Source organism: Acinetobacter sp. PFS20, assembly GCF_052261015.1.
Classification (GTDB): domain Bacteria; phylum Pseudomonadota; class Gammaproteobacteria; order Pseudomonadales; family Moraxellaceae; genus Acinetobacter.
In genome coordinates, this window is record NZ_JBPVZE010000001.1 from 1,459,120 (window position 1) to 1,483,419 (window position 24,300).

The following is a 24,300-nucleotide window of genomic DNA, read 5'->3' on the forward strand; positions in this document are numbered from 1 at the left end:
AAAAAAGAAAAATCTTCCTATATTACACCTCAAATCAAATATCGTGAATCATCAGTTCAAAATATGGGTATTTATTAAATAAATATTGGGTGGTATTTTAAAAAAGTTCAATTAGAATCCAAATTCTGTACAAAGAATACACATGGGGGAAACATTGCAGCTTGCAATGTTTTTGACAATGAGAAATTAGCTTGAGGAACGCTCATGCAGATCGGAATCCCAACCGAAACTGTCGTCGGTGAAAATCGTGTAGCTGCTACGCCAGAGACAGTAAAGAAGTTGATTAGCGCTGGTCATAGCGTTGTGATTGAACGTGGTGCTGGTGTAAAGGCCGCGTACATTGACAGTGCTTATGAACAGGTCGGTGCAACCATTACGGATGATGCCTATACGGGTAGTCAAATTATTTTGAAAGTTCGCGCGCCACAAGGCGGGGAAATTCAAAAACTTGCAGCAAATACTGCTGTTGTAGCAATGTTTGATCCTTATCGTAATACCGAGCTAGATCAGTTTGCGAATCAGCAAGTTTCTGCTTTTGCTCTAGAATTGCTTCCTCGTACGCTTTCTCGTGCGCAGAATATGGACGTTTTGTCTTCTCAGGCAAACCTTTCTGGTTATAAATCAGTTTTGCTTGCTGCTGCTGAATATCAGCGCATGTTCCCAATGCTTATGACTGCTGCTGGTACTGTAAAACCTGCTCGTGTTGTGATTATGGGTGTGGGCGTTGCAGGTCTTCAGGCAATTGCAACTGCAAAACGTTTAGGCGCAATTGTTGAAGCGACCGATTTACGTCCTACAGCAAAAGATCAGGTTGAATCTTTGGGTGGTAAGTGGTTAGACGTACCAATGTCTGAAGAAGAGCAACAACGTGCAGTAGATGCCGCTAAAAATGGTTATGGATGGATGCCGGGTGAGCAGTACATCAAAGACCAAGCAGCGATTGTTGATAAGGCTGTTTCTAATGCTGACATCGTGATTACTACTGCGCTCTTGCCAGGTCGTGATGCACCACGTCTGATTAAGGCTGAAACTGTTGCCAAGATGAAACCGGGTTCTGTCATTTTAGATATGGCTGTTGAAACTGGTGGTAACGTTGAAGGCTCTAAAGTGGGCGAGACTGTTTTTACAGAAAATGGCGTGAAAATTTTGGGTATTCCAAATATTCCTGCAACTGTAGCGACAGAAGCTTCAGCGCTATATGCACGTAACGTTTTTAATTTCGTAGAGACTTTATTCGACAAAGAGAAAAACTTTGCGATTAATCAAGAAGACGAAATCCAAAAAGCCCTATTGGTCACTCATGGCGGTCAAGTACTGCTTAAGCGTGGTTAAGGAGATTTCTCATGGTTGAAACTATTACAATTTTCGTCCTTGCCATCTTCGTAGGTTATTACGTAGTTTGGGGTGTTACACCAGCTTTACATACGCCGCTTATGGCTGTAACCAATGCGTTGTCATCTATTATTGTAGTGGGTGCGATGTTGCAAACTGTGGGTCTACCTATTTTGGGTGTAGATGCTAACGTTGCATTTCAAAGTGTAAATGTGGTGAGCGTACTTGGTGCGATTGCAGTATTTTTGGCAAGCATTAATATTTTCGGTGGCTTTGCAGTAACTGCACGCATGCTGGAAATGTTCAAGCCTAAGCAAAAGAAATAAGAGGGCTTTGACATGGAATTTATTCAAGCAAATGCAAACTGGTTGTACCTTGTTGGCGCAATCCTCTTTATCTTGACGCTTCGTGGCTTGTCTGGCCCTAAAACAGCAATTCAAGGTAACCGTTACGGTATGATCGCGATGGCGATTGCAGTTGTAACGACTTTCTTTGTTGCGAATAATCCAGTGATCTGGATGATTGTTGGTGCAATGGTGCTCGGCGCAATCGTAGGTATTGCACGTGCTCGTACTGTACCAATGACGCAAATGCCGGAAACGGTTGCACTTATGCACTCTTTAGTTGGTTTGGCTGCTGTTTTAATTGCAATTGCTGCGATTTTACATAACAACCAATTAACTGAATTGTTTGCTCAAAATGAAGCGGCTTTAACGGCAGCTGGTGTGCAACATGTGCACATGAGCAAAGTTCACTTATTTGAATTGTTTGTTGGTTGTTTCGTTGGTGCGATTACCTTTACTGCATCTGTGTTTGCGTACGGTAAATTGGCTGCGAAAAAATGGGCTAAAACAATTTCTGGTGCATGGGTTAAACCTGTTCAAGCGCTTATCTTTATTGCGATGTTGGCTTGTGGTTTTTACTTCTTCACGACTGGCAACATGACTGCTTTCTGGGCAATGACAGCTCTTGCGCTTGCATTTGGCTGGGTGTGGATTGCACCAGTCGGTGGTGGTGATATGCCTGTAGTAGTATCGCTTCTTAACTCATTCTCTGGTTGGGCTGCGGCTGGTATTGGTTTTACACTTGAAAACAACATGTTGATCGTTGCGGGTTCTCTCGTGGGTTCATCTGGTGCGATTCTGTCGTACATCATGTGTAAAGCAATGAACCGTTCGATCATCAATGTATTGTTTGGTGGTGCAATGGGTGGTGCAGCGGTTGCTACTGCTGCCAAAGGTGAGCAAGTTCAACGTAACCATCGTTCTGGTTCTGCTGATGATGCTGGCTTCTTGATGTCAAATGCTGACAGCGTTGTGATTGTGCCAGGTTATGGTATGGCGCAAGGTCGTGCACAAAATGCTGTAAAAGAATTGTGTGAAATTCTAAAAGAGCAAGGTGTTCGCGTTCGTTTCGCAATCCATCCTGTTGCTGGTCGTATGCCTGGTCACATGAACGTATTGCTTGCAGAAGCAGACGTGGCGTACGAAGACATCTTAGAAATGGATGAGATTAACTCAGACTTCCCTGCAACAGACGTAGTACTTGTAATTGGTGCAAATGATGTTGTAAACCCTGCTGCGAAAGATGATCCAAGCTCGCCGATTTATGGCATGCCGATTCTTGAAGCTCATAAAGCGCGTACAATTATGGTGATTAAGCGTTCTATGGCAACAGGTTATGCTGGTCTAGACAACGATTTGTTCTATAACGAAAAAACAATGATGATCTTTGGTGATGCTAAGAAAGTTGTTGAAGATATGACAAAAGCAATCAATGGTGGTGGTCACTAATCTGACCTCAATCAGGATTGTAAAAGCCACCCTCGGGTGGCTTTTTTTATTTGACTTATTTGTTTAAAGAAATTTTTCTACAAGGTTTAGAGATTGTTGATATAGGTCACGTGCCAGTTGCTGATTTTTGGCATGTGATGATTTCCAGTCTGGCATATGTGCACTGACATATTCTCCATTACGGTTTTGCCATGCACCTCCAGTTGCCATTTCTGTAATGAGATTTGCTGGAACTGAAGTTGGCACTAATCCTAATTTCATCGCTGCATAAACTGGTTTTGGTAAATCACGATAAATATCGGAAGCAACACCGCCGGGGTGTAATGCATTATTAGTAATTGAACTTCCAGCTAGTTGTTCTGCTAATGCATTGCTGAATAATAAATTTGCAAGCTTTGATTGCCCATAATAGAACAGGGGGTTGTAAAAACCTTCTGCACGAAACTTGTTGGGTTTAATTGAGCCCACCCAGTGAGCGATAGATGCAAGATGGATAATACGTGCTTTCGGAGATTGTTTTAAAACTGGAAGTAATTTTTGAGTTAGTAAAAAATGACCTAAATAGTTAACCCCAAATTGTTGCTCAAAGCCTTCATTGGTTAATTGTTTGCTTTTGGCGAATAAGCCTGCATTATTAATGAGTACGTCAAGGCTGCCATATTTGTCTGCAATTTCATCTGCTGCTTTTCGGGTTAACTCAAGGTTGTTTAAATCGAGGGAAACTAAATCGACTTGCCCTTGATTAAGTGAAAGTAGTTTGTTTTGCGCATCTTGGGCTTTTTGTGGATTTCGGCAGGCTAGAATGACATGTTGCCCTTGTTTAACGAGTTGTTCTGCTGTAGCAAAGCCAATGCCCGTATTGGCGCCTGTAATTAATATCTTCACTTTCTGTACTCCGGTTATGCTATTTATTGGTGAGGACTTTCAGAAAATATATAGTGCTGCAAATCTGACAATTTGTCATGTCAAATTTAAAAATGGGTGATGACTGGCAGCTTTGGACTTTCACTTAATCTCTATAGTCAAAAATGGAGGTATTTATTTTTAGTTAATGTGATGGAGAGGCTATATTGGCAATTTTTTACTTTAACTGGATGCTAAGAATGATAATATTTGATTGATATATAGTAATTATTTAAGGAGTTCAAGTGGTTAAAAGAGTAATCTTTTTCATAATCTCATTTATCAGTTTTTCCTTTTCATCGGTAACTTTGGCAGAGCCTCTTGAGGAGGCGAGTGAAAAATATGCAAATTGTTTGATGGGGCAAGTTGGGCCTCAAATAAAAATGAACAAAGATGAAAATGATATTGTTGAAGATGCTTTCTATAAATGTAGACAAGAGGAAAAGGAATGGATGGGGGTAACTGATATAAAAAAATTGGCAGGTGATGATTATAAAAATATAAGTACGGAGCAACTCAAACTAATTTCTGAGCTACAAAGTGATATTGTAAAGAAAATGAAAATAAATATGACTGAGGAAATGCTTAAAGTTATTCGAGAAAAAAGAAAAGCTAGTACATAATAAACTGTAGGTGGTAATGAAAAATATCACCTTTAACAACTAAAAAAAGCGGCTCAAAAGAGCCGCTTTTTTTAAAAGCAAAATTTTAAGCAACCGACTCTGGAGCGGTACGCCATAAGCTTTCTAAATCATAGAATTTACGAGCTGTTGGTAGCATCACATGTACTACAACAAAGCCGAGATCAATTAAGATCCATTCTGCATCTCGTTCACCTTCAACGCCAATCGGGCGGAAACCGGCTTTTCGAGCTTCTTCTGCAACATTGTCTGCAAGTGCTTTCACATGACGAGTAGAAGTACCGCTCGCAATTACAATAGCATCAGCGACATTGCTAATTGAGCTAACATCTAACTGGAGAATATCTTTTGCTTTTACATCAACTAAAGCGTCGTGGACGACTTTGAGACAAGTTTGTACGTCTTTATTTGAGGTATTCATTGCGAAATCGTGAGAATTAGACACGCTGGGCGATGGTTCTAAATTCATATAGGGTATATTTTCCTGACAATTACTCACTATCTAATATAGTGGTTTTCGCGCTAAATTTCAAACTAAACTCGTAACAGTTTATATATTTACATCATCAGAAAAATACTTTTTCTTCCATGTAAATGACTGATTTGAAGTATTTTCAGGCTTATATTCGGCTGCAATATAGTTTTGATAAGAACTTTGTTTTAACCAAGAAAAAATTTGTTCATAAGGAATTTCAGCTGTATCTGGCTCATGTCGGCCTGGACAGTCTGCAAATTGAATATGACCAATTGAGTTAATATTCTCTTGTAAACCCTCAAGTACGTCTTCGCCCATCATTGCCATGTGATAGCAATCATATTGCATTTTTAGAGTAGGGTCGTTGACCGCTTCTAGCATTTCTTGTGCCTGCGCAATATTTTGTACTAAAAAGCGGGGCATATCTGTACCGTTAATCATTTCAAAAACGGGTTCTATATCGTGTTCACTGAGTAAGTTACACGCAAGTTTTAAATTAGCTGCTAATGTTTTTAAACAAGGCAGTAAGTCAGCATCGAGCGGTTGTTTACCAGCTAAAATATTAACACGAGGAACCTTTAAAGCTGTGGCATAGCTAATGGCTAACTCTAATGCTTCATGGAAAGCTATTTCTTGACCAGGAATGCCTGCTAAACCATTTCCGCCTTGCATAAGGTCACCAGCAGGCACATTGATTAGACAAAGGCTAAGGTTGTAGCGTTCGAGTTGAGTTTGAATATCTGCAATAGTTAATTCATAAGGGAATTGAATTTCTACATATTCAAAGCCCTGTGCATGGGCCAGAGCGAAGCGTTCAATTAAAGGAACTTCGGTAAAAATCATGGATAAATTGACTGCAAGACGACCCATACTCAAACTCCGTTTATTTTTGCTCTACTAATTGAATCATAGTAGCTAAATCTTTCTCAGCAAAGCCATTTTTTTGGTGAGTTTGTAGCTGTAATAGAGCTTTTTGTGCAACTGGGATGTCTAAATTAACATTGTTAGCCAATGTTACTGCGTTATTGAGATCCTTAGATAATGTTTGAACTTTCCACTGAATTGGCTCAAAGGTATGAGTTGCCATACGTGGAGTTAGAATTTGAAAGGGTTTAGAGTCCGCAAATCCGCCTGCTAAAGCTGGAGCGAGTAAAGTTGTATCTACACCAGCTCGGTCAGCAAGCGCGACAGCTTCAGCAATAAGGGCGCTGTTGGCTGCAACAATCAATTGATTACAAATTTTGGTAGCTTGGCCAGTTCCTGTATCGCCCATTCGAGTTACACGTTGAGATAGAACATTATAAACAGGCGTTAGTTCCGTAATCGTTTGAGCATTACCGCCTGCAAAAATGACAAGTGTGCCTTGTTCTGCTCCAGCTGTTCCACCTGATACAGGTGAATCAATCCAAATAACGTCATGCGTGGCAGCTGCTTGAGCAAGCGTTTTTGTTGCAGCAACAGATAAGCTTGAGAAGTCCACAATAACTTGCTTAGCTTTTAAGTTAGGTTGAATTTTTTCAAATACTGCCTCTACGGCTTTATCATCTGCCAGACAGATTAAAATAATAGGATAGTCACCAATATTTGAAAGTTCTAAAGGTTGGGCGCCGATATCAATCAGTTCTTCACATGCAGAGAAGGTTCGATTCCAAACCGCAACTTGAAAGCCGGCTTGAATAAGGCGGGTTGCCATCCGACTTCCCATAAGCCCCATACCTAAAAACGCAATAGGGGTATTACGATCAAAATTCATAATCTAAGCTCTATTTATATTGGCGTGGTAAAAAATTAACTTCCGGATGTTTGTCTTTTTTACGAGCAAGTTTGCTATTTTTACCAAGTAATAATTTAAGTTGCCAGATTTTTTCTAGACGTAATGATTTTTCTGGTTGATGCTCCATTGCATCTAGTACGCGTTTTGCTGCTGTGAGGGCATCAGGTGAGCGTTGTAACATTTCAGCTGCAATCTCATTCGCTCTCTCTAGAGGGGAGTCACTTAAATGAGTCACAAGACCGATTTCTTTTGCATAATTTCCATCAAAAACACGGGCAGTTAAGGTAAGTTCTTTTGCTAAGTCAACGCTAATTAAGCCTTTTAACGAGCGAGTAAGTCCCATATCAGGAACTAAACCCCAACGGCTTTCCATAATCGACATTTTTGTTTCTGGATGAGAAATTCGAATGTCGGAAGCCAAGGCAAGTTGCATACCTGCGCCGAAACAATATCCTTCTAATGCAGCAATAACGGGTACAGGTAAATTTTGCCAAGTCAGAAATGCTTTTTGAAAAAGGCTTTGTCCGGGTTTTACAAGTTCCCAAATGGCAAAAGCAGAGTTTTTCGGATTGTTTAGGTCGGATAAATCAATTCCAGCACTAAACACATTCCCTTCGCCTGTCAAAATAACACAGCGAATATCTCTATCTTTTTTAATTGCTTTTGCAGTTGAAACTAACTCTTTTAATAAGGCAAAACTCATTGCATTGCGTTTGTCTGGACGGTTTAAATATACCGTTGCAATGCCATTATTTTTTTCAATACGTAAGAGTGCCATGAGATTCCCGCTTCTTTTTTTATAGATGAACGGAGCATAACATGGCTGTAATTTGGAAACATGACAGCTCAGTCATGCCTTTTTTGATAGAGATGTTAGTCAGGTATAACCAAGATTTGATGGGCTGCACTTTCTACCTCTTTAACGACAAGACCTAGTTCATCAAAGCGCTGCATCACTTCTTCAATGAAGCCTTCATCTGCTATACGGCGTTCTTTACGCAACGTTGAAATAAATTGCTCAAAGTCACCAGTGACTTGTTGTAGTTTTGGTGCACCTACATAGCGAGTAGCACCATAAAGGCGATGTAAAACATGCTCAAGTTGAGGGAAGTCTTCAAGCTCAATGAGCTGCTGCATTTCATCTAGCTCAGTTGGAAAACTATCAACTAACATTTTAAGTAAATCTTGCGCTAAGTCTTCTTTATTTGCTGCTAACTGTAAGCTTTGTTGCCAGTTTAAAATTTGTGGATCTAAAGCTTCTGCAACGACATGATGGTCTTTATCTAAGGCTTTTGCTGTAAAGTTGTTTTTAGTCCATTGCGTTAAGATCTGAATGATTTGTTCCATTTGAATTGGCTTGGTGACATAGTCATTCATGCCTACTTTGAGGAGTTTTTGTTTTTCATCAGCAAGCGCATGCGCAGTTAGTGCAATAATTGGTAGTTGCATTTCTCCGTCTAAAGTCGATTCTAAAGAACGAATAGCGCGAGTTGTATCAATACCTGACATGACAGGCATTTGAATATCCATAAACACCAAATCAAATGGTTTAAGTTTCTGATCAATTCGCTCTTGGATCAGGTTAAGTGCTTCTTGACCACTAAGTGCTTTAGTTGTTTTAACGTTTAGCTCACCAAGTAAGGCTTCTAAAACAATTAAGTTGGGCAAATGGTCATCTACTGCCAGAATGTGTAAACCCTGACCATTAAAGTCTTGTTGTTCCTCTTCAAAAATAGGTTGATCATTTAATAATTGAATGAGTCCGCTTCGACTTAATGGTTGATAGAGAGGGCGAGCACGGTATTCACTGAGCATGTTTGGCTCAAGTGTCATTTGATAGCCATAGACGGCTAAATTGCCTTGATAACGACTGCGTATTTCTTTTAATAACGCTTCAGTATCGCCGCTATGGTCAACAATGAGCCATGTATTATCTTTCTGATCAAGATGTTTTAAGCGGCTAAACAAGTCCAGAATCGATTGTGTTTCGATGTGTGGAACATGGTAGTTTTCAAGGTAGTAACGTAAAACACTTGCTGTAGCAGGGTGAGCAAGATAAGACACCACTTGTAAATGCTCAAAGTGTGGGTGTTCGATTTCGTAATCTTCATCTACCACAAATTGTGCGGTAAACCAGAAGGTCGAGCCTTTTTCTGTTGGAGCGCGTTCTTGGTTATCTTCAAAACCAATTTGACCATGCATGAGATGAACAAGTTGTTTAGAAATAGCTAAACCCAAACCTGTACCGCCAAATTGACGTGTAACCGATGCATCACCTTGCGAAAATGATTCAAATAGTTTTTTACGGTCTGTGCCACTTAAACCAATACCACTATCTTGAACACTGAAATGAAGCAGACATTGCCCAATATCATCATGTTCCATACGAACGCGAACAATAATTTCACCATCTGGAGTGAATTTGATTGCATTAGAAATTAAGTTGGTCAAGATTTGCTTGAAGCGTAAAGCATCACCAATCACTTCTTGTGGAATGTTGTCTGCATAGTAAAAAGCCATGGCGATATGTTTTTGAGCGGCCAAAGGCGACAGCATATCCATGACATCAAAAATGGCTTCTTCTAAATCAAAAGGTGCTGTTTCAAGTTCTAATTTACCCGCATCAATTTTCGAGAAATCTAATACATCGTTAATTAATGCCAATAAATGGGCAGATGACTTACGAATGGTTTGTAAATAAAGATTTTGTTCGTTATTTAAATTTTGTTGACGAAGCAATAAATGAATAAAGCCATCAATACTGTTTAGAGGTGTTCGAAGCTCATGACTAATATTGGCAAGGAAAACTGACTTTGCTTGGTTTGATGAAATCGCTTGGTCTCGTGCTTGACGATAAGTAATGTTTTGGACTTCTAAGGTATCTAAGGTTCTGCGTAAGTCTTCTTCTGTTTGTTCGGTGTGTTCTTTTAATTCTAAAAAGCTAAAGTGTAATCGCTTAACAACATTTGCAATATCACGTTGTAGTAAGCGCAGCTCTCCAGTACTGTTAATGACTAGGTGCTGGTCTAGAGTATCAGCATTTAGACGTTGCAACTGCATGCGAATTTCATACATCGGCGCAATCCAGCGACGAGAGTAAAAATTCAAGCACAGTAAAAGTAATAGTAAGGTCATTAATCCAGTAATGACGAGAGCGATCATAATGCCATAACGTGCCAACTCTAAAGGTTGGTTATCCATTTCAATCATTAACCAAACTGGGGCTTTTCCAGCTTTATTACTAATCTGCATTCCATAAATATTATTATGGTTATAAGAGATGGGACCAAAAAAAATATTATTACTAGGAAAGCTAGGCCAATAACGATTATCACGATAACCAATACTTAAATAAGTCTGTCCATTGTTATCAATTAATACCGCGCGTTTAAGATTTTTTTCGCTAAACATGCTTTGCATAATGTGCTGGGCATGATCGTATTCATCGGGTTGTAGTTCAACCAGTGTATATAGATCTTTCGAAATCTGATTGTAGCGAGCTAGAATCGCTGAGGCGTGATGTAGCTGTTGTTGTTTTACCGAATGTGACGTTTCAGTTAAAACCAGAAAAGCACCGACCCCTGTTAAAATCATAATCGGCACAAAAATTAGAGCAATCAATTGCCCATATGCATGATTCAGACGTAAGCGTTTCGATAAGGTTTTATTGAAATTAGACATGGCTACATCAGATTTATCTCTCTGTACGGCATCTTATCACGCTTTATTTTAAAACAGACGGCATTTTATAAATGACCGAGCTTTAATCGCTTTCATGAAAAAGCATATTGAAATGGGTGCAGTACCGAGCATTTTTTCATACAATAGGCGCACCTCGATATAGGTGTTGATCATGAGTAATACACAACCTGACTTTTTAGCCGACGAATTTTTGTTAGATCACTATGTAGGTAATACACCTCTAGTTCGTTTGCAGCGTTTAGCTTCTCATACGCAAGCGACGGTTTTAGCAAAATTAGAAGGTAATAATCCGGCAGGTTCTGTAAAAGACCGTCCTGCATATAACATGATTATGCAAGCAGAAAAACGTGGTCAAATTAAGCCGGGTGACACCTTGATTGAAGCAACCAGTGGGAACACAGGTATTGCTTTGGCAATGGTTGCAGCAATGCGTGGTTATAAAATGAAATTAATCATGCCGGGGAATTCAAGTCAGGAACGTAAGGATGCTATGCGTGCTTATGGTGCAGAATTGATTGAAGCGCCGAATATGGAAGCTGCACGAGATATGGCTTTGCAAATGCAAGCTGAAGGTCTAGGTTTGGTCCTCAATCAATTTGGCAATCCAAATAATGTCGAAGCTCATTACTTAACAACTGGCCCTGAAATTTGGAAGCAAACAGGTGGAAAGATTACTCATTTTGTGAGTTCAATGGGTACAACTGGTACCATCATGGGTGTTTCTAAATATTTAAAAGAACAAAATCCAGATATTCAAATTATTGGTTTACAGCCTTCTGAAGGTTCAAATATTGCTGGTATTCGCCGTTGGCCACAAGAATATTTACCTACGATTTTCGATCCGAAACGTGTTGATCAAATTATGGATATTCCGCAAATTGAAGCGGAAAAAACGGCTCGCCGTTTAGCACGTCAGGAAGGAATTAGTGCAGGTACATCTTCTGGTGGGGCGGTGTGGGCTTCAGTGAAAATTGCAGAAGAAAATCCAGATGCTGTTATTGTTTGCATTATCTGTGACCGTGGCGACCGCTACTTGTCTACAGGATTGTTTTCAGTACAGGACGATAACTCATAATTGAGAGAAATAATGCGTTTCCCAACCTTAGTTTTTGATATTGAAACTTTAACTGATTTAAAAGCGGGAGCGCATTTATATCATCTTGATTTACCAGAGGCTGATGTAGAGCAAGCATTGACTAAACTCCGTCGTCAAGAATCAGGCATGGATTTTCAGCGCTTACCTTTGCATGAAATTGTTTGTATTTCTGGTCTATGGATTGATGAGTCTGGCTTTAGATTATTCTCTTTTAGTCGTGAACAATATTCTGAAGCTGAGATTTTGCAAAAGTTCTTGTCAATTTTTGATAAGCGTCATCCGACTTTAGTGAGTTGGAACGGCTCACAATTTGATTTACCTGTCATTCTGTTTCGCGCTATGTATCATGGGCTTTCTGCACCAGGTCTATTTGATCAAGGTGAGATTGATAGCCAGAAGCGTTTTAATAATTACCAAAACCGTTATCACCATCGCCACATTGATTTAATGGACGTGATGGCAATGTTTAATGGGCGTAATTTTCAAAAGCTTGATGATATTGCCTGCATTTTAGGTTTGCCAGGTAAACGCGGTGAATCGGGTTATCATGTGCCTGAATATGTTCGTAATCAACAGTGGTTAAAATTGACTAGCTATTGTGAAGGGGATGTACTCAATACATGGTTTATTTATTTGCGTTGGCTCGTACTAAAAGGCCAGTTGAGCGTAGATGAACATAACCACTGGATTAGCTCGAGTATTGAATATTTACAGACTATGCCGCAGCAGTCTGACTTTCTTGAAGTATGGGAACGTACTTCGAAACATACTGAATTTACTTCTCACTATTTTAATCCTTCAGATTTTTAGGTTCATCCTTTGAAACAACAAGCCAAATCTCGCAAGCCTCAACAACCTGAATATATTTTTCAAATTGAAACACTTTCTCATGAGGGGCGGGGAATTGCGCATTATGGTTCTCATCCTGATCATCCAGCAGATAAGCATGGCAAGAAAGTTTTTATTCGCTATGCATTGCCCGGAGAAACTGTAAAGGCTCAGATTACCCATCAAGCAAAGCGTCTTGAAGAGGCTGAGATGGTACAGTTGTTAGGAGAACCTTCAACTCATCGTATAGATGCAATTTGTCCTCATTATGGTATTTGCGGTGGCTGTAGCATGCAGCATATCCATCCTGATGAACAAATTCGTTTAAAGCAAAGTGTGCTGCAATCGCATTTACAACATTTTGCAGGAATTCAGCCTGAACAGTGGCTTGAGCCAATTCGATCTTTACAAACAGATTATCGTCGACGTGCTCGAATAGGGATGCGCTATCTGCCAAAGCCAGATCGCTTAATTATGGGGTTTCGTGAACATCATAGTAATCGACTAACTTCTATCCACACTTGTAGTGTTTTGGATAAAAAACTATCAGATAGCTTGCCTGAGCTGCGTACTTTACTCCAAAGTCTAAAAGGCAAAGCGCATATAGGTCATGTAGAATTAGCAAAAGGTGATCATGAAATTTCTTTGTTGGTTCGTCATGTGGAAAAATTAAACAATTCTGATGTCAACCAATTAAAGCAATTTGCGTTAGACAAAGGGTGGCAGTTGTATTTGCAGCCTAAAGGACCTGAAAGTATTCATCGTATTGATGATGAAAAAGGTGCTTTACGTTTACACTATGCCTTAGAGCGGTTTGATGTAAATTTTGCTTTTTCGCCATTGGATTTTACTCAGGTCAATGCCACAGTAAATGAACAAATGGTTCAATTGGCATGTGAATTGCTTCAATTGCAACCAGGTGAAAAGGTACTTGATCTATTTTGCGGTTTAGGCAATTTCTCACTCCCGTTAGCACGATGTGTTGGTGAGAGTGGTCAGGTTGTTGGTGTGGAAGGGAGTGAAGAAATGGTGCAACGGGCAACAGCTAATGCAAAATGCAATAGTTTGGTGCAAGCAACCTTCTTTTCACAAGATTTAACAAAAGATTTTTCGCATCATTCTTGGGCAAATCAAGGATTTGATGCATTATTGATTGATCCTCCTCGTGCTGGTGCATATGAAATTATGCAGTATGTATCAAATTTTGGAGCAAAAAGAATCGTTTATGTATCATGTAATCCAGCTACACTGGCAAGGGATGCGGGTGTTTTGGTCCAATATGGTTACCAGTTAAAAAAAGCAGCTGTGATGGACATGTTTACGCACACAGAACATGTTGAATCCATTGCACTATTTGAAAAAATTCAAGAGATAAACGATTAAAAACATGAGTTACATATTGAGGAGAATGGTATGGTCACAGTACGTGAACAGTTACCTGAACAACTAACTGAGTTGTCCGAGGAAACGACTGTAGAGCATGCCGCCGAAACGCAAATCGGTTTAGCCTCATGGTTGGATCGGGTGCGTGAAATATTAGATGGGGCGAAGCTTGAACAGCTTGAGCAGGTTGCTCATTTAACCCTGCAAAAAGAGTTGGACTCAACGGTTAATCATCGTTCAAATACTTTCGCTACAGGCGTTGGAATGGCTGACATTCTGGCGCATCTCCATGTAGATGAAGATACTCTATCGGCAGCAATGCTTTATCGTAGTGTGCGTGAAGACATTACTGATATAGAAGAAGTAAAACAGAAATTTGGGGAGCAGGTCTATAACCTTGTCAAAGGTACTTTGGCAATGGGTAAGCTCTCGGAACTCATTGAGAAAAATAAACGGTTAGAAGATCATTTTAATAATAATCAACGAGAACATTTAAGTGGCATTTATAAAATGCTGATTTCGGTTACCGAAGATGTTCGTGTTGTTTTAATTAAACTTGCTGAACGTACCTATTCTTTACGAGAACTAGCAAATTCATCTCGTGAACGTCAAGAACGCGTAGCACGTGAAATTCTTACTATTTATTCGCCATTGGCGCATCGACTCGGTATTGCTCAGCTTAAGTGGGAGCTTGAAGATCTCGCTTTTCGCTATTTAGCGCCAGATCGTTATAAAGAAATTGCGTCATTACTCAATGAAAAACGATTAGAACGCGAACACTATATTCAGTTCGTGATTGATCGTTTAAAAAATGAGTTAGCGTCTTACGGAATCGAGTCAGAAATCACAGGTCGAGCGAAGCACATTTATTCGATTTATCGAAAAATGAAAAGCAAGAACCTGAGTTTTGATCAGCTTTATGATATTCGTGCTTTACGTGTATTAGTCAATAGTGTTCCTGAGTGTTACCACTCTTTGGGTATTGTTCATCAAATCTGGCGTCACATTCCGCATCAGTTTGATGACTATATTACCAACCCGAAAGCAAATGGTTATCGCTCTTTGCATACTGCTGTAATTGCCGAGAATAAATCGCTTGAAGTACAAATTCGTACTCATGAGATGCATGACGAAGCAGAATTAGGCGTATGTTCGCACTTTAACTATAAAGAAGGTTCAAAGAATACTGACCATTCCTTTAATCATCGTTTGCATTCATTGCGTGCTGTTTTAGAACACTATCAAGAGCGCAATGAAACGACGGTACATCAAAACGAAGATGAAACAGAAGGCTTTGAACAGTTACAAGACTTTGAAGGCTTTGAGAAGATTTACGTTTTTAGTCGTGATGGTGATATTAAGGAATTGCCACGTGGCTCAACAGTTTTAGATTTTGCTTACCATGTGCATACTGAAGTAGGCAACAAGTGTTATGCAGCGCGAGTTAACCAACGTTATGTGCCACTTACCTATACTTTAAAGACTGGTGAACAGGTTGAGATTTTAACTAAAAAAGATCGTGATCCAAACCGAGATTGGTTGGTCAATTCTTTAGGTTATATTAAAACCTCTCGTGCTCGTGACAAGCTGCGTCATTGGTTTAGACAGCAAGATCGTAGTAAAAATCTTGAAGTTGGCCGTGAACTTCTTAATAAAGAGTTAGCTCGTCTAGCGATTCACCCAAAAAGTATCGACCTAAATGATTACTCATCACATTTTAACGTGAAAACGGGTGATGACATTTTGGTGAGTTTAGTAAGCGGTGATATTAGCTTACATGCCTTGATTAATCAGGTGAACCGTCAAATGCATCTAGATCAGGATGAACCTGAACTAGTGCTTAAACCAGCATTAAATCCACGAGCTAGCCATACATTGTCGGCTCATGGAATCTTAATTGACGGTTTAGACAATGTAGAGCTGCACATCGCACAGTGCTGTCAGCCTGTACATGGTGAGTCAATCGCTGGATATATTACTTTGAACCGTGGTGTTAGCATCCACAAAGTCATTTGTTCAGACTACCAGCGTATGATTAAGCAAGAACCAGAGCGTGCTGTTGAAGCCGATTGGGAAATGCAGCCAACACGTGGTCAAAGCGTTCAAATTGTGGTGGAAGCGTATGATCGTCGTGGTCTGCTTAAAGACTTAACGCAAGTGATTTTCTCTGACCAAATTAATATTCGTCAGGTCAATACAATTTCTGAGGCAGATGGTATTGCCAATATGAAGTTGCTCATTGAGGTGAAAGGTTTAGCACAGCTTTCTCGCTTATTGGCTCGCTTAGAGCAACAGCCTGGAATTATTAGTGCGCGACGCATGATTCAAGGTGTTTAAATAAATTGAGTAAAAAGGCTGTCAAATGACAGCCTTTTTATTTACCAACGAATTGGTTTTTCGCTAGAACCTGAAGGAAGATCTGCATCTGATAATGGTGAAGAATTTACCTGATTATCAAAACTATCTTCATTTTGAGGGTAATGATTCGATTTCAAAGATAAACCGCGCAATACATCATTAACGACTTGATCGGCGAAAATTTCTGTACTAGAAGGTGGGGTATCTTGTGTAACTAAATTACCAACATTTGCTTGTGGTGGTTGCTTAATAGAACCAGCTGCTGCAATTTTGCCTGTATTTACTTCAATCACACGCCAGTTTAATTTAATCGCATCACGTTCGGCTGGAACTGCGCCGTAAAAAGATTGACCTTGAACCGTGCGGGCTTCATTAATTCTACCAACAAGAATATAGTCTGCACCCACTTTTTGGGCAATTCTTGCCATTTCGGATGGTGCACCATCCCAAGCGAGGAATGCATTTTCGCTTGCCATCTCTTCAATATAATCTCGACTTACTAAACTTAGTTGTCGTGAATTTGCCATTTGCGTACCAATGAGATCCGCTACTTCCTGCACAAACTCATATGGGTCTTCACCCGATGCTAAGTTAAATTTTGACTCAACTACTTGAAAAGGAAAAACTGCGATTCTTCGTAAATGTTGATCAGCTACATTTGATTGATATTTACTAATATAAGCTCGAACGCGGGCTTTATAATTTTTACCTGAACCAGAAACACTAAGCACTTGAAAACGGTTAATTGCACCTGAAGACTCTGTTTGTACACTGAACACAGGTGAGCTTTTGCCTTGATATGACCAGTGGTGATCTGTCATAACCATATTAACTTCTTCAGCCATCCCCATTTGTGAACTTACTTTTGTTCCATTCACAGATTGAGCTGCTGTCAATAAAGCTTCTGCAATAGCTTGTTGCTGGGTTGGTCCACTACCTGAAGCTTCTTTCATCACTTCTTGTAGCGTGGCAAAACTTGAGGTGGCAGTAAGACTTAATAGTACTGCGCAAAATATTTTTCTCATAAAGGCTCTTTTTATTTATAGAGCATAGCAATTAATAATTGCCATGCTATAAAGGATTATTTAGAAAAGCTTATAAGCCGAATGTAGATTTTTTTGCAGATTTGCGAATTTCTTTTTCACTGGTCCATTCAACGATTCCAGTTTTTAAATTCAGTAGTTTTAAAGTGAATTTATAGTAAACATCACTCTTGCCGCCCGAGTTTTTAACGATGCTAGATAAATTACCATTCAGCATATACTCAGCACCAATCTGTGAGCCAGATTTAACGGCAGTACGTTTATCTACCATTCCGCTACGTTGTTGATACGCCATCTGGTCGGCTACTGCACCCACAGAAGTCATGTCTACAAAGCGGAATTTTCCTGAATTGATTAGACGGTTTTGAATCGTATCGGTAATAGACTCTGTATCGATATGTTCTTGAGATTTGTTTTTAATTTTGTCAACAAATAAAACAGGACGACGATTTTTGGTCATATCAATAATTGGTGGGAAGGCAAGCATGTCATCCACCATTTTTGTCGCAATTTGCTGTAAGTCCGTAGAACCAAAATCTTTTGTTAAAGTTTCAACAGATTGCGCATCACCATAGCTAACAGTTTGTGAAGTACAACCAGAAAAAAGTGCAGCGCTACTCATTGCTGTAATCATGAATAGTGATTTAATTTTCATTAAAATGTCCTGTATCTATCTTTAAATAATGTTGTGAATTTAGGTTTAAAAACTTAATCTTTTTTCATGTAAATCAATACATCGACTGCACTAGGGTTAGGTGCAACTGACTGAACAGTTTTAACTTCACGACCTTGTAAGCTAATAGGTTTCCAAATTGCGCCTTCTGGATTAATTTCAGTTCCTTCCGCATCAAACCATACAACTTTGTATTGGAAGTCTTGGGCATAGAACCAACCATTTTTCAATGCAAGTGAAGCGCGTTTGATGTCACCTAAAGTCGTCATGTTGATTCGACTAACACCAATACGGGTAGCTAAAATAGGGTTACTGGTCTGTGTGCGAACAGTACTCTGACCTGTGGTAATGTCAGTTTTTGTTTGCATAGCATTTGGAGCTGTACAACCTGTAAAAAACGCAGATGCAATTGAGAGTAGGCTCAAATAAATTACGGCCTTTTTCATTTTGAATATCCTTTAATCATTAATGAGTAATAGCAAAACTATCGGTTAAAATTTCTTGATTTGCTTCTATGCCATGAATAAACACAGTTTGATTTGGCTTCACATCAATATCGAGTTCTTGAGTCATATAGCCATTTTTTAGTTGGATAGTATGAGTGCCTGTTGGCAAAGTGAGACGGGCAACTTGAGCATTACTTGGTAGAGTATTCCACGCACGAATATCGGCTTTTTCAGAAGCTGTGTTGTAAATATTTCCAGCAATTTGACCAATAGCCCCCAAATGATTCCCAAGTTCTTTTTGGACCATATATTTTGCTGTTGTGCGCGCAATTTGTGATGTCATATTGGCAGCTACATTTTCTTTTAATGTTTTTACAGCTAAGGCACCTATATCAGTTAAGGTTGAAGTGTTTGTCACAGACCTACCATTTACAAGCACTTGAAGACTAGTAGGGCTTCTGTAGGTAGAAGGGTTATAGCTAGCAAATGAAATATTAATTAAGCCATTTGGAGTAGGTAAAGCAAAAGTATTCGGTATTTTTTGAGGTACTAGACCTTGCTCTAAAAAAATTACAACGGGATATTGTTGAGATTTTTTACTCGAAGACATATCTAAACGTTTAACATCATTTTTAATGAAATCGTTAGGCTGCAATTCATAAGCTTTTTTGAAGTCAACGAGGGCATCGTTTTCTTCTCCTAATGCCTCCCAAAGAGTGGCTGCCATGTAAAATGCATAAGCATTTTGATATGTGTTTTTAACCTTCCCTGCAATTGTATCTAGACCGGCAAAAGCTTCGTCGAAGTTCTTCTGATTGTTATCGGAGCCAGCTTTTTCTTTAGCTTTTTCCGCTTCCTTTGTGTGAGCAACTTCAATTTCACGCTGAATACGTTGGGCGATACGCATTTCTACACCAGCGCTTTCTGAGTTATTGAGAGCCATAAAATTTATGGCTTGATAGATATGGGCTAAAACTTGTTCATATTCTGGGATTTTGTAAGGAATAATGCTGTCATTACTTACAAGTGAGAGAGCTTTAAATCCGATTTCTGATGCACTGATTTTTGCTTTATTATTTCTTTGCTCTAACAGTACAAACGCAGCTTCAAAGGATTTCTTACTTTCTTCATATTGATGATTAGCTTGTTGTAAACGACCTTTTTCAAGTAGGTAGAGTGCAGCATCGCTTCCCTTAACTTTTTTATCTAAAAATTTATGAGTTTCTTCTGGAATTGGTTGGGTGATGTTTGCACGGAAGCTCTGAGCAGTTTGATTGTAGTCATCAAAAAAGCCAGCATGAGCAGTAGGCAAAACACTGCCAAATAAAATAGCCAGAAGAGTTTTTTTGTGTCGTTGTGAGTGCTTAATTATTGAAAAGTTTGTCACAAAAAATGCTCATAAGTTTACAAAAATAAACGAACTATAATTTTATAAAGTGAGTATTTCAATAATTTTATTTATTATTGGTTTTATTTATTCTATTAGAAAATAAACGCCAAGGCTTATCTAATATAGCGTTGAAGGTTTCTGAGGTTTTATATTTTAAGTGTTTGTTTGTCTGATAAATAATCTAATTAATTTTTTATAATAATTGGGAAATTAGTTTTTAAGTATTATTTATCGTTTTTAATCAGTGTTAATTGGATTTTAAAATTTAAATAATTGATATGTTTATTTTTTCTTAATATTTATCTTTGGTATTTAAATATTTTTTAATTAATGGGCGGAAGTTTTTATTTTATTGGAGTTTTGGGTTTAGAATAACTTAAAATTGATACTTGTTTATTGTTGTATTATAAATATATATTAAATTATTTGAGTAAAAAGGCTGTCAAATGTCAGCCTTTTTTATATTGGATTATTTTCTCGATAAATAAATGTTAGTGAGCCGATTTAAAAACTGAGGGCTTAAAGTTGAGAGTTGATAAAGCAGTTTGGTTTTTATCCCAACTGGAGTGTGAGTAGGCGTCCAGAAATGAGCCTTTTTCTCTACAAGCGTAAGCACCTGCTGAGCAATATCATTTGGAGTTAAATCTATCCCCATATTTTGAATAGTGCCTGCATCCATATTGTTAACCATTGCAGTTTGCACAAACAGCGGCATCACATCTAAAACGCGAATACCATATTTTTTCCATTCCACATCTAAACCTTCAGTAATTCCGCGAACAGCAAATTTACTGGCTGAGTAAGAAATAAGGTCAGCTTGTCCATAAATTGCAGAAGCTGATGATAGATTGATAACACGTGCAAAAGACGCTTGCTTTAAATAAGGTAGGGCAGCGTGACAGCCATTGATGACACCGTTTACGTTAATATTTATTGTTCTTTGGTGGGCTTTAATATCAGTTGTTTCAAATGCGCCAGAATATAAAATACCGGCATTATTTACTAAGATGTTGAGTTCGCCAGACCATTCAGTAAATTCTTTTAATATACGTTGCCATTGGTCGTAATCACTTACATCTAGATAGCCGGCACGGGCATTTGGCCCTAAGTCGTTTGCCAATTCTTGAGCAAGCGATTCATTAATATCATAAATGCCTACTTTATATCCTTGTTTGTAGAATACGCGTGCAATTTCAGCCCCAATACCTTGAGCGGCACCACTAATCAGAATACTGTATCTCATCTTTTTTCTCTTTGTCAGTACAATAGTGCGACTGATTTAATCGCTTTGATTTTGATCATAACAAATTAAAATCTTAGTTTTACTGACCGACTTTTTAAACTTGAGGGTTACCATGGATAAATTGCTTAAAATCATGCAAGAGTTACGAGAAAAATGTCCGTGGGATCAACAACAAACCCCAATGTCACTGACTAAATATGCGATTGAAGAAGCATATGAAGTTGAGGCTGCTGTTCGTCAGGGTAATATCGATGAAATCAGAAATGAGCTAGGCGATTTGTTATTACAAGTTGTGTTTCAATCACAAATGTTTAGTGAGCAAGGTGCTTTTAACTTTCAAGATGTTGTTGAGGCAATAAGTGAAAAGTTAATTCGCCGCATTGCAGGCACAAGAAATTCAAGAAAATGTCGCAAAAGTTGGGTTCGACTTTGAAACCGTAGAAGATGCTTATGGAAAACTAGAAGAAGAGCTAGACGAGTTTAAGCAAGCACTAAAAAATCAAAATATTGATGAAATTCAAGATGAATTTGGAGATTGCCTGTTTTCATTAGTCAATGTAGGACGTAAACTTGCGATTTCAAGTGAAACATCACTTTTATCAACAATACATAAATTTAGAAGCCGTTTTGCTTTTATTGAAGATCAAGCCCAAAAACAGCAAAGAACATTAGAAGACATGACCTTGTCTGAAATGGATGAATTGTGGAATCAGGCAAAGCGGCAGTTAAGATTAGGGGGAAAAACACATGCAGCTCAGCATGAATCTTTGGAAGAGTAAGTCTTATATTTTTATTATTTTATTTTGGAGCCTGATTTCTTCAACCTTTGTTCAGGCTCAATCTTTTGATCAAAATTTTAAGGAGTGGAAGGCTAAACAGCAGATATATGATCAGAAGTTAAGCATGCAACACGTCTCTCATTCTAGTATTCAAAAAAGCTCAGCCATGACTGACTCTTCGGGACAAGTTCACTTGAATCAAGCCAATATTGATGAGCTTCAAAAACTAAAAGGTATTGGTGAGAAAAAGGCTCAAGCGATTGTAGAATACCGTCAAAAGAATGGTGGCTTTAAAAATATTGATGAATTTAAAAGCGTAAAGGGCATTGGTCCAGCCATTTTTGAAAAGAATAAAGCACGTTTGACTTTATAAATCATCTGTTTGTCAATTGTCATTTCATGCGCAAACTACAGAGAATCAAATTGCCCTTTGTGTGCGTTAGAGCTATGATTAGCGACAACTTGTTATTTACGTCCTGACGTAGGAGACAGCGTCTTTTGCAAACCTTGCGAGCGTCAAAATGTGGTTTGTCCACAGCCCAACTTCCTTCTTCGATTTTAGATGTGATCGATAGCCTGACTAAAGCTGGCTATGAAGCTTATATTGTTGGGGGTGGTGTCCGTGATTTAATGCTAGGGTTTAATCCTAAAGATTTCGATGCAGTGACCAATGCGACACCTTCTCAAATTAAAGAAGTTTTTGGCAGACGTTGCCGAATCATTGGTCGTCGATTTGAATTAGCACATGTATATTCAGGGCGTGAGCTTATTGAAGTTGCTACATTCCGTGCCCCTCCTAAAAAAGCAGTCACTAGTGCCTCAGGCATGATTTTACGTGACAATAATTGGGGTACTATCGAACAAGACTTTGCTCGACGTGATTTTTCAATCAATACGCTATATTACCAACCGCGTAAGAGTATTGTGTTCGATTTCTGCAAAGCAATTGACGATGTAAAAAATAAAACTCTACGTTTATTGGGCGATCCGGCACAGCGCTTCGAAGAAGACCCAGTGCGTATGCTGCGAACTCTACGTTTTGCAGCTAAGTTAAATTTCAAAATTGATTCAAATATTCTCGATATCTTTGATGCTGAAATGACGCAATTACTGCGTGATGTCTCTCCGCATCGTTTATACGATGAATCTCAGAAGCTATTCACAATGGGACATTTGGCACGTGTTTTGCCAATGTTGATTGAGTTTGGTGTCTGGAAGCAACTCTTTGCAGATATTCAGCCTAACCTCACTCCATTTATTTTAAGAGCAGCAAAGAATACAGATCAACGTATTCAGGTTGGGAAAACAATTAACCCAGCATTTTTCTATGCAGTGTTATTGTGGCAACCATTTTTAGAGCGTTGTGAGTTTTATTTATCTAAAGGTATTGTACCGGCTGAAGCCCGTGCGCAGGCTGGTTTAGATGTCTTAAAACGCCAAGCAACACGCACAGTTATTCCTCGCTTTGCAGAAACTTTTATTCGTGAAGTTTGGGAAATGCAGACCCGTTTGCTTAATCCAAAACCACAGCAAATAGAAGCATTGGCTGGACATGCTCGTTTCCGTGCAGGTTTTGACTTCTTATTACTCCGTGAAAAGTCAGGTGATGACACAACACAAGGAATGGGGAGCTGGTGGGAAGCCTACCAAGAAATGTCAAATGACGAAAAAGAAGCTGCGATTAGCCAATATAATCGTCAGAAAGCTAGAAACCGTCGTAAAGCTGCTGCTGAGCCTATTGAAAATAATAAAGTTGACACGGAAATTGAACCTTTGGTTGATATTCCGGAACCACGTACTCGCCGTGGGAAAAAAGAACGTACTAGACAAGATCAGGCAGTTGGCCGATTTGTTGAAAAAGCGACTACTTCTGAAGCAGGCGTGATGGGTGATCATCCAATTTTAAAACGTAAGCGGGTACAACGTGATTTAAGCCAAGTCGTTTTTGGGCCAACGCAATGACAATAACCACTTATATTGGTTTAGGAAGTAATTTAGGCGATTCACGTCAAATTTTATCTGAAGCCATTGCTAAGCTTAAGACGTTAGGAATAGTTAAAGTCTCTAGACTTTATCAAAGTCCGCCTATGGGGCCTCAAGATCAGCCAAATTATTTAAATGCAGTTGCAGAATTAAATACCGATCTTGCGCCTTTAGATTTGTTGGATCATTTACAACGGTTTGAGCAAGAAGCTGGCCGTGTGCGACTCCGTCGTTGGGGGGAGCGAACCTTGGATCTGGATTTGCTTATTTATGGCAATGAAAAAATTCACAATGAGCGCTTAACTGTACCGCACATAGGCATTCTACAACGAGATTTCGTTGTGATTCCTTTATTAGATTTAGATGCTGATTTACAGATTAATGATCAGCCACTTAAAAATTTAGAACTGATACAGCAGCCAACGCTGACTGTACTTGCGGATGAGTCTTGGGCTTAA

General features: G+C 39.0%; 22 protein-coding genes and 1 pseudogene. 12 read left to right on the top strand and 11 right to left on the bottom strand.

The genetic code is table 11. The features are described from left to right. Window positions 1-204 precede the first annotated feature (204 nt). Genes ACS125_RS06940 through ACS125_RS06950 form a run of 3 tightly spaced genes read left to right on the top strand, consistent with a single transcriptional unit; the run spans window position 205 to window position 3,125 of the window. Entirely contained in the window at window positions 205-1,332 is a 1,128-nt protein-coding gene (locus tag ACS125_RS06940) for a Re/Si-specific NAD(P)(+) transhydrogenase subunit alpha (protein ID WP_443271222.1), read from the top strand. A gap of 11 nt (window positions 1,333-1,343) precedes the next feature. Beyond that, complete coding sequence (locus ACS125_RS06945) at window positions 1,344-1,658, top strand: proton-translocating transhydrogenase family protein (RefSeq protein ID WP_003654992.1); 315 nt, start codon at window positions 1,344-1,346, stop codon at window positions 1,656-1,658. Between the two features lie 12 nt (window positions 1,659-1,670). Beyond that, window positions 1,671-3,125, top strand: coding sequence for an NAD(P)(+) transhydrogenase (Re/Si-specific) subunit beta (locus ACS125_RS06950; RefSeq protein WP_004794591.1), 1,455 nt, complete (start codon window positions 1,671-1,673; stop codon window positions 3,123-3,125). Between the two features lie 63 nt (window positions 3,126-3,188). Here the strand turns inward: ACS125_RS06950 and ACS125_RS06955 are convergent, their stop codons facing one another. Further along, on the bottom strand, window positions 3,189-4,010 hold the full coding sequence (locus tag ACS125_RS06955) for an SDR family NAD(P)-dependent oxidoreductase (RefSeq protein ID WP_443271225.1): 822 nt from the start codon (window positions 4,008-4,010) through the stop codon (window positions 3,189-3,191). Window positions 4,011-4,273: 263 nt separating this feature from the next. Here ACS125_RS06955 and ACS125_RS06960 point away from each other — a divergent pair, with 263 nt between their 5' ends. Further along, a complete protein-coding gene (locus ACS125_RS06960; protein WP_443271227.1) occupies window positions 4,274-4,651 on the top strand; it encodes a hypothetical protein in 378 nt (125 codons plus the stop codon). An 85-nt stretch (window positions 4,652-4,736) separates the two neighbouring features. On the opposite strand, the gene rsfS is transcribed toward ACS125_RS06960, so the two are convergent. The 5 genes from rsfS to ACS125_RS06985 form a co-directional block, all read right to left on the bottom strand. Continuing rightward, entirely contained in the window at window positions 4,737-5,138 is a 402-nt protein-coding gene (gene rsfS / locus ACS125_RS06965) for a ribosome silencing factor (protein ID WP_004794586.1), read from the bottom strand. An 81-nt stretch (window positions 5,139-5,219) separates the two neighbouring features. Beyond that, window positions 5,220-6,014, bottom strand: coding sequence for a hydroxypyruvate isomerase family protein (locus ACS125_RS06970; RefSeq protein ID WP_004794584.1), 795 nt, complete (start codon window positions 6,012-6,014; stop codon window positions 5,220-5,222). Between the two features lie 13 nt (window positions 6,015-6,027). Continuing rightward, window positions 6,028-6,897, bottom strand: coding sequence for an NAD(P)-dependent oxidoreductase (locus tag ACS125_RS06975; RefSeq protein WP_443271230.1), 870 nt, complete (start codon window positions 6,895-6,897; stop codon window positions 6,028-6,030). A gap of 10 nt (window positions 6,898-6,907) precedes the next feature. Next, window positions 6,908-7,696: a crotonase/enoyl-CoA hydratase family protein gene (locus ACS125_RS06980; RefSeq protein WP_005302380.1), complete on the bottom strand. Its 789-nt coding sequence runs from the start codon at window positions 7,694-7,696 to the stop codon at window positions 6,908-6,910. 95 nt (window positions 7,697-7,791) lie between these two features. Further along, window positions 7,792-10,599, bottom strand: a complete 2,808-nt coding sequence (locus tag ACS125_RS06985) for a GacS-like sensor histidine kinase (protein WP_443271232.1) — start codon at window positions 10,597-10,599, stop codon at window positions 7,792-7,794. A gap of 172 nt (window positions 10,600-10,771) precedes the next feature. On the opposite strand from ACS125_RS06985, the gene cysM reads away from it, so the two are divergent. From cysM to ACS125_RS07005, 4 genes are read left to right on the top strand one after another with little or no spacing between them, the layout of a single operon-like run. Continuing rightward, a complete protein-coding gene (gene cysM / locus ACS125_RS06990) occupies window positions 10,772-11,695 on the top strand; it encodes a cysteine synthase CysM (protein WP_443271234.1) in 924 nt (307 codons plus the stop codon). Between the two features lie 12 nt (window positions 11,696-11,707). Then, a complete protein-coding gene (locus tag ACS125_RS06995) occupies window positions 11,708-12,526 on the top strand; it encodes a 3'-5' exonuclease (RefSeq protein WP_005302389.1) in 819 nt (272 codons plus the stop codon). A gap of 9 nt (window positions 12,527-12,535) precedes the next feature. Continuing rightward, window positions 12,536-13,927, top strand: coding sequence for a 23S rRNA (uracil(1939)-C(5))-methyltransferase RlmD (rlmD, locus tag ACS125_RS07000; protein ID WP_443271237.1), 1,392 nt, complete (start codon window positions 12,536-12,538; stop codon window positions 13,925-13,927). A 30-nt stretch (window positions 13,928-13,957) separates the two neighbouring features. Next, window positions 13,958-16,264, top strand: a complete 2,307-nt coding sequence (locus ACS125_RS07005; protein WP_005302395.1) for a RelA/SpoT family protein — start codon at window positions 13,958-13,960, stop codon at window positions 16,262-16,264. A gap of 41 nt (window positions 16,265-16,305) precedes the next feature. Here the strand turns inward: ACS125_RS07005 and ACS125_RS07010 are convergent, their stop codons facing one another. The 5 genes from ACS125_RS07010 to ACS125_RS07030 all read right to left on the bottom strand — a co-directional run bounded on the left by ACS125_RS07010 (window position 16,306) and on the right by ACS125_RS07030 (window position 21,080). Further along, window positions 16,306-17,310 (bottom strand): CsgG/HfaB family protein, encoded by a 1,005-nt coding sequence (locus ACS125_RS07010; protein WP_443271239.1) that lies wholly within the window; start codon window positions 17,308-17,310, stop codon window positions 16,306-16,308. A 70-nt stretch (window positions 17,311-17,380) separates the two neighbouring features. Continuing rightward, complete coding sequence (gene lpoB / locus ACS125_RS07015) at window positions 17,381-17,983, bottom strand: penicillin-binding protein activator LpoB (protein ID WP_443271242.1); 603 nt, start codon at window positions 17,981-17,983, stop codon at window positions 17,381-17,383. A gap of 53 nt (window positions 17,984-18,036) precedes the next feature. Next, window positions 18,037-18,447: a YcfL family protein gene (locus ACS125_RS07020; RefSeq protein WP_443271244.1), complete on the bottom strand. Its 411-nt coding sequence runs from the start codon at window positions 18,445-18,447 to the stop codon at window positions 18,037-18,039. Between the two features lie 19 nt (window positions 18,448-18,466). Continuing rightward, the gene (locus ACS125_RS07025; protein ID WP_443271246.1) at window positions 18,467-19,759 is read right to left on the bottom strand and encodes a COG3014 family protein; all 1,293 of its coding nucleotides are present in this window, start codon (window positions 19,757-19,759) and stop codon (window positions 18,467-18,469) included. 547 nt (window positions 19,760-20,306) lie between these two features. Next, a complete protein-coding gene (locus tag ACS125_RS07030; RefSeq protein ID WP_353155672.1) occupies window positions 20,307-21,080 on the bottom strand; it encodes an SDR family oxidoreductase in 774 nt (257 codons plus the stop codon). Window positions 21,081-21,192: 112 nt separating this feature from the next. On the opposite strand from ACS125_RS07030, the pseudogene ACS125_RS07035 reads away from it, so the two are divergent. From ACS125_RS07035 to folK, 4 genes and pseudogenes are all read left to right on the top strand, one after another. Continuing rightward, window positions 21,193-21,859, top strand: a pseudogene (locus ACS125_RS07035) (MazG nucleotide pyrophosphohydrolase domain-containing protein). Then, window positions 21,828-22,232 (top strand): ComEA family DNA-binding protein, encoded by a 405-nt coding sequence (locus ACS125_RS07040; protein ID WP_353155676.1) that lies wholly within the window; start codon window positions 21,828-21,830, stop codon window positions 22,230-22,232. The pseudogene ACS125_RS07035 and the gene ACS125_RS07040 overlap by 32 nt, the downstream one beginning before the upstream one ends. Window positions 22,233-22,357: 125 nt before the next feature. Further along, complete coding sequence (gene pcnB / locus ACS125_RS07045; protein ID WP_443271249.1) at window positions 22,358-23,821, top strand: polynucleotide adenylyltransferase PcnB; 1,464 nt, start codon at window positions 22,358-22,360, stop codon at window positions 23,819-23,821. Then, on the top strand, window positions 23,818-24,300 hold the full coding sequence (folK, locus tag ACS125_RS07050; protein WP_174743120.1) for a 2-amino-4-hydroxy-6-hydroxymethyldihydropteridine diphosphokinase: 483 nt from the start codon (window positions 23,818-23,820) through the stop codon (window positions 24,298-24,300). The genes pcnB and folK overlap by 4 nt, the downstream gene beginning before the upstream one ends.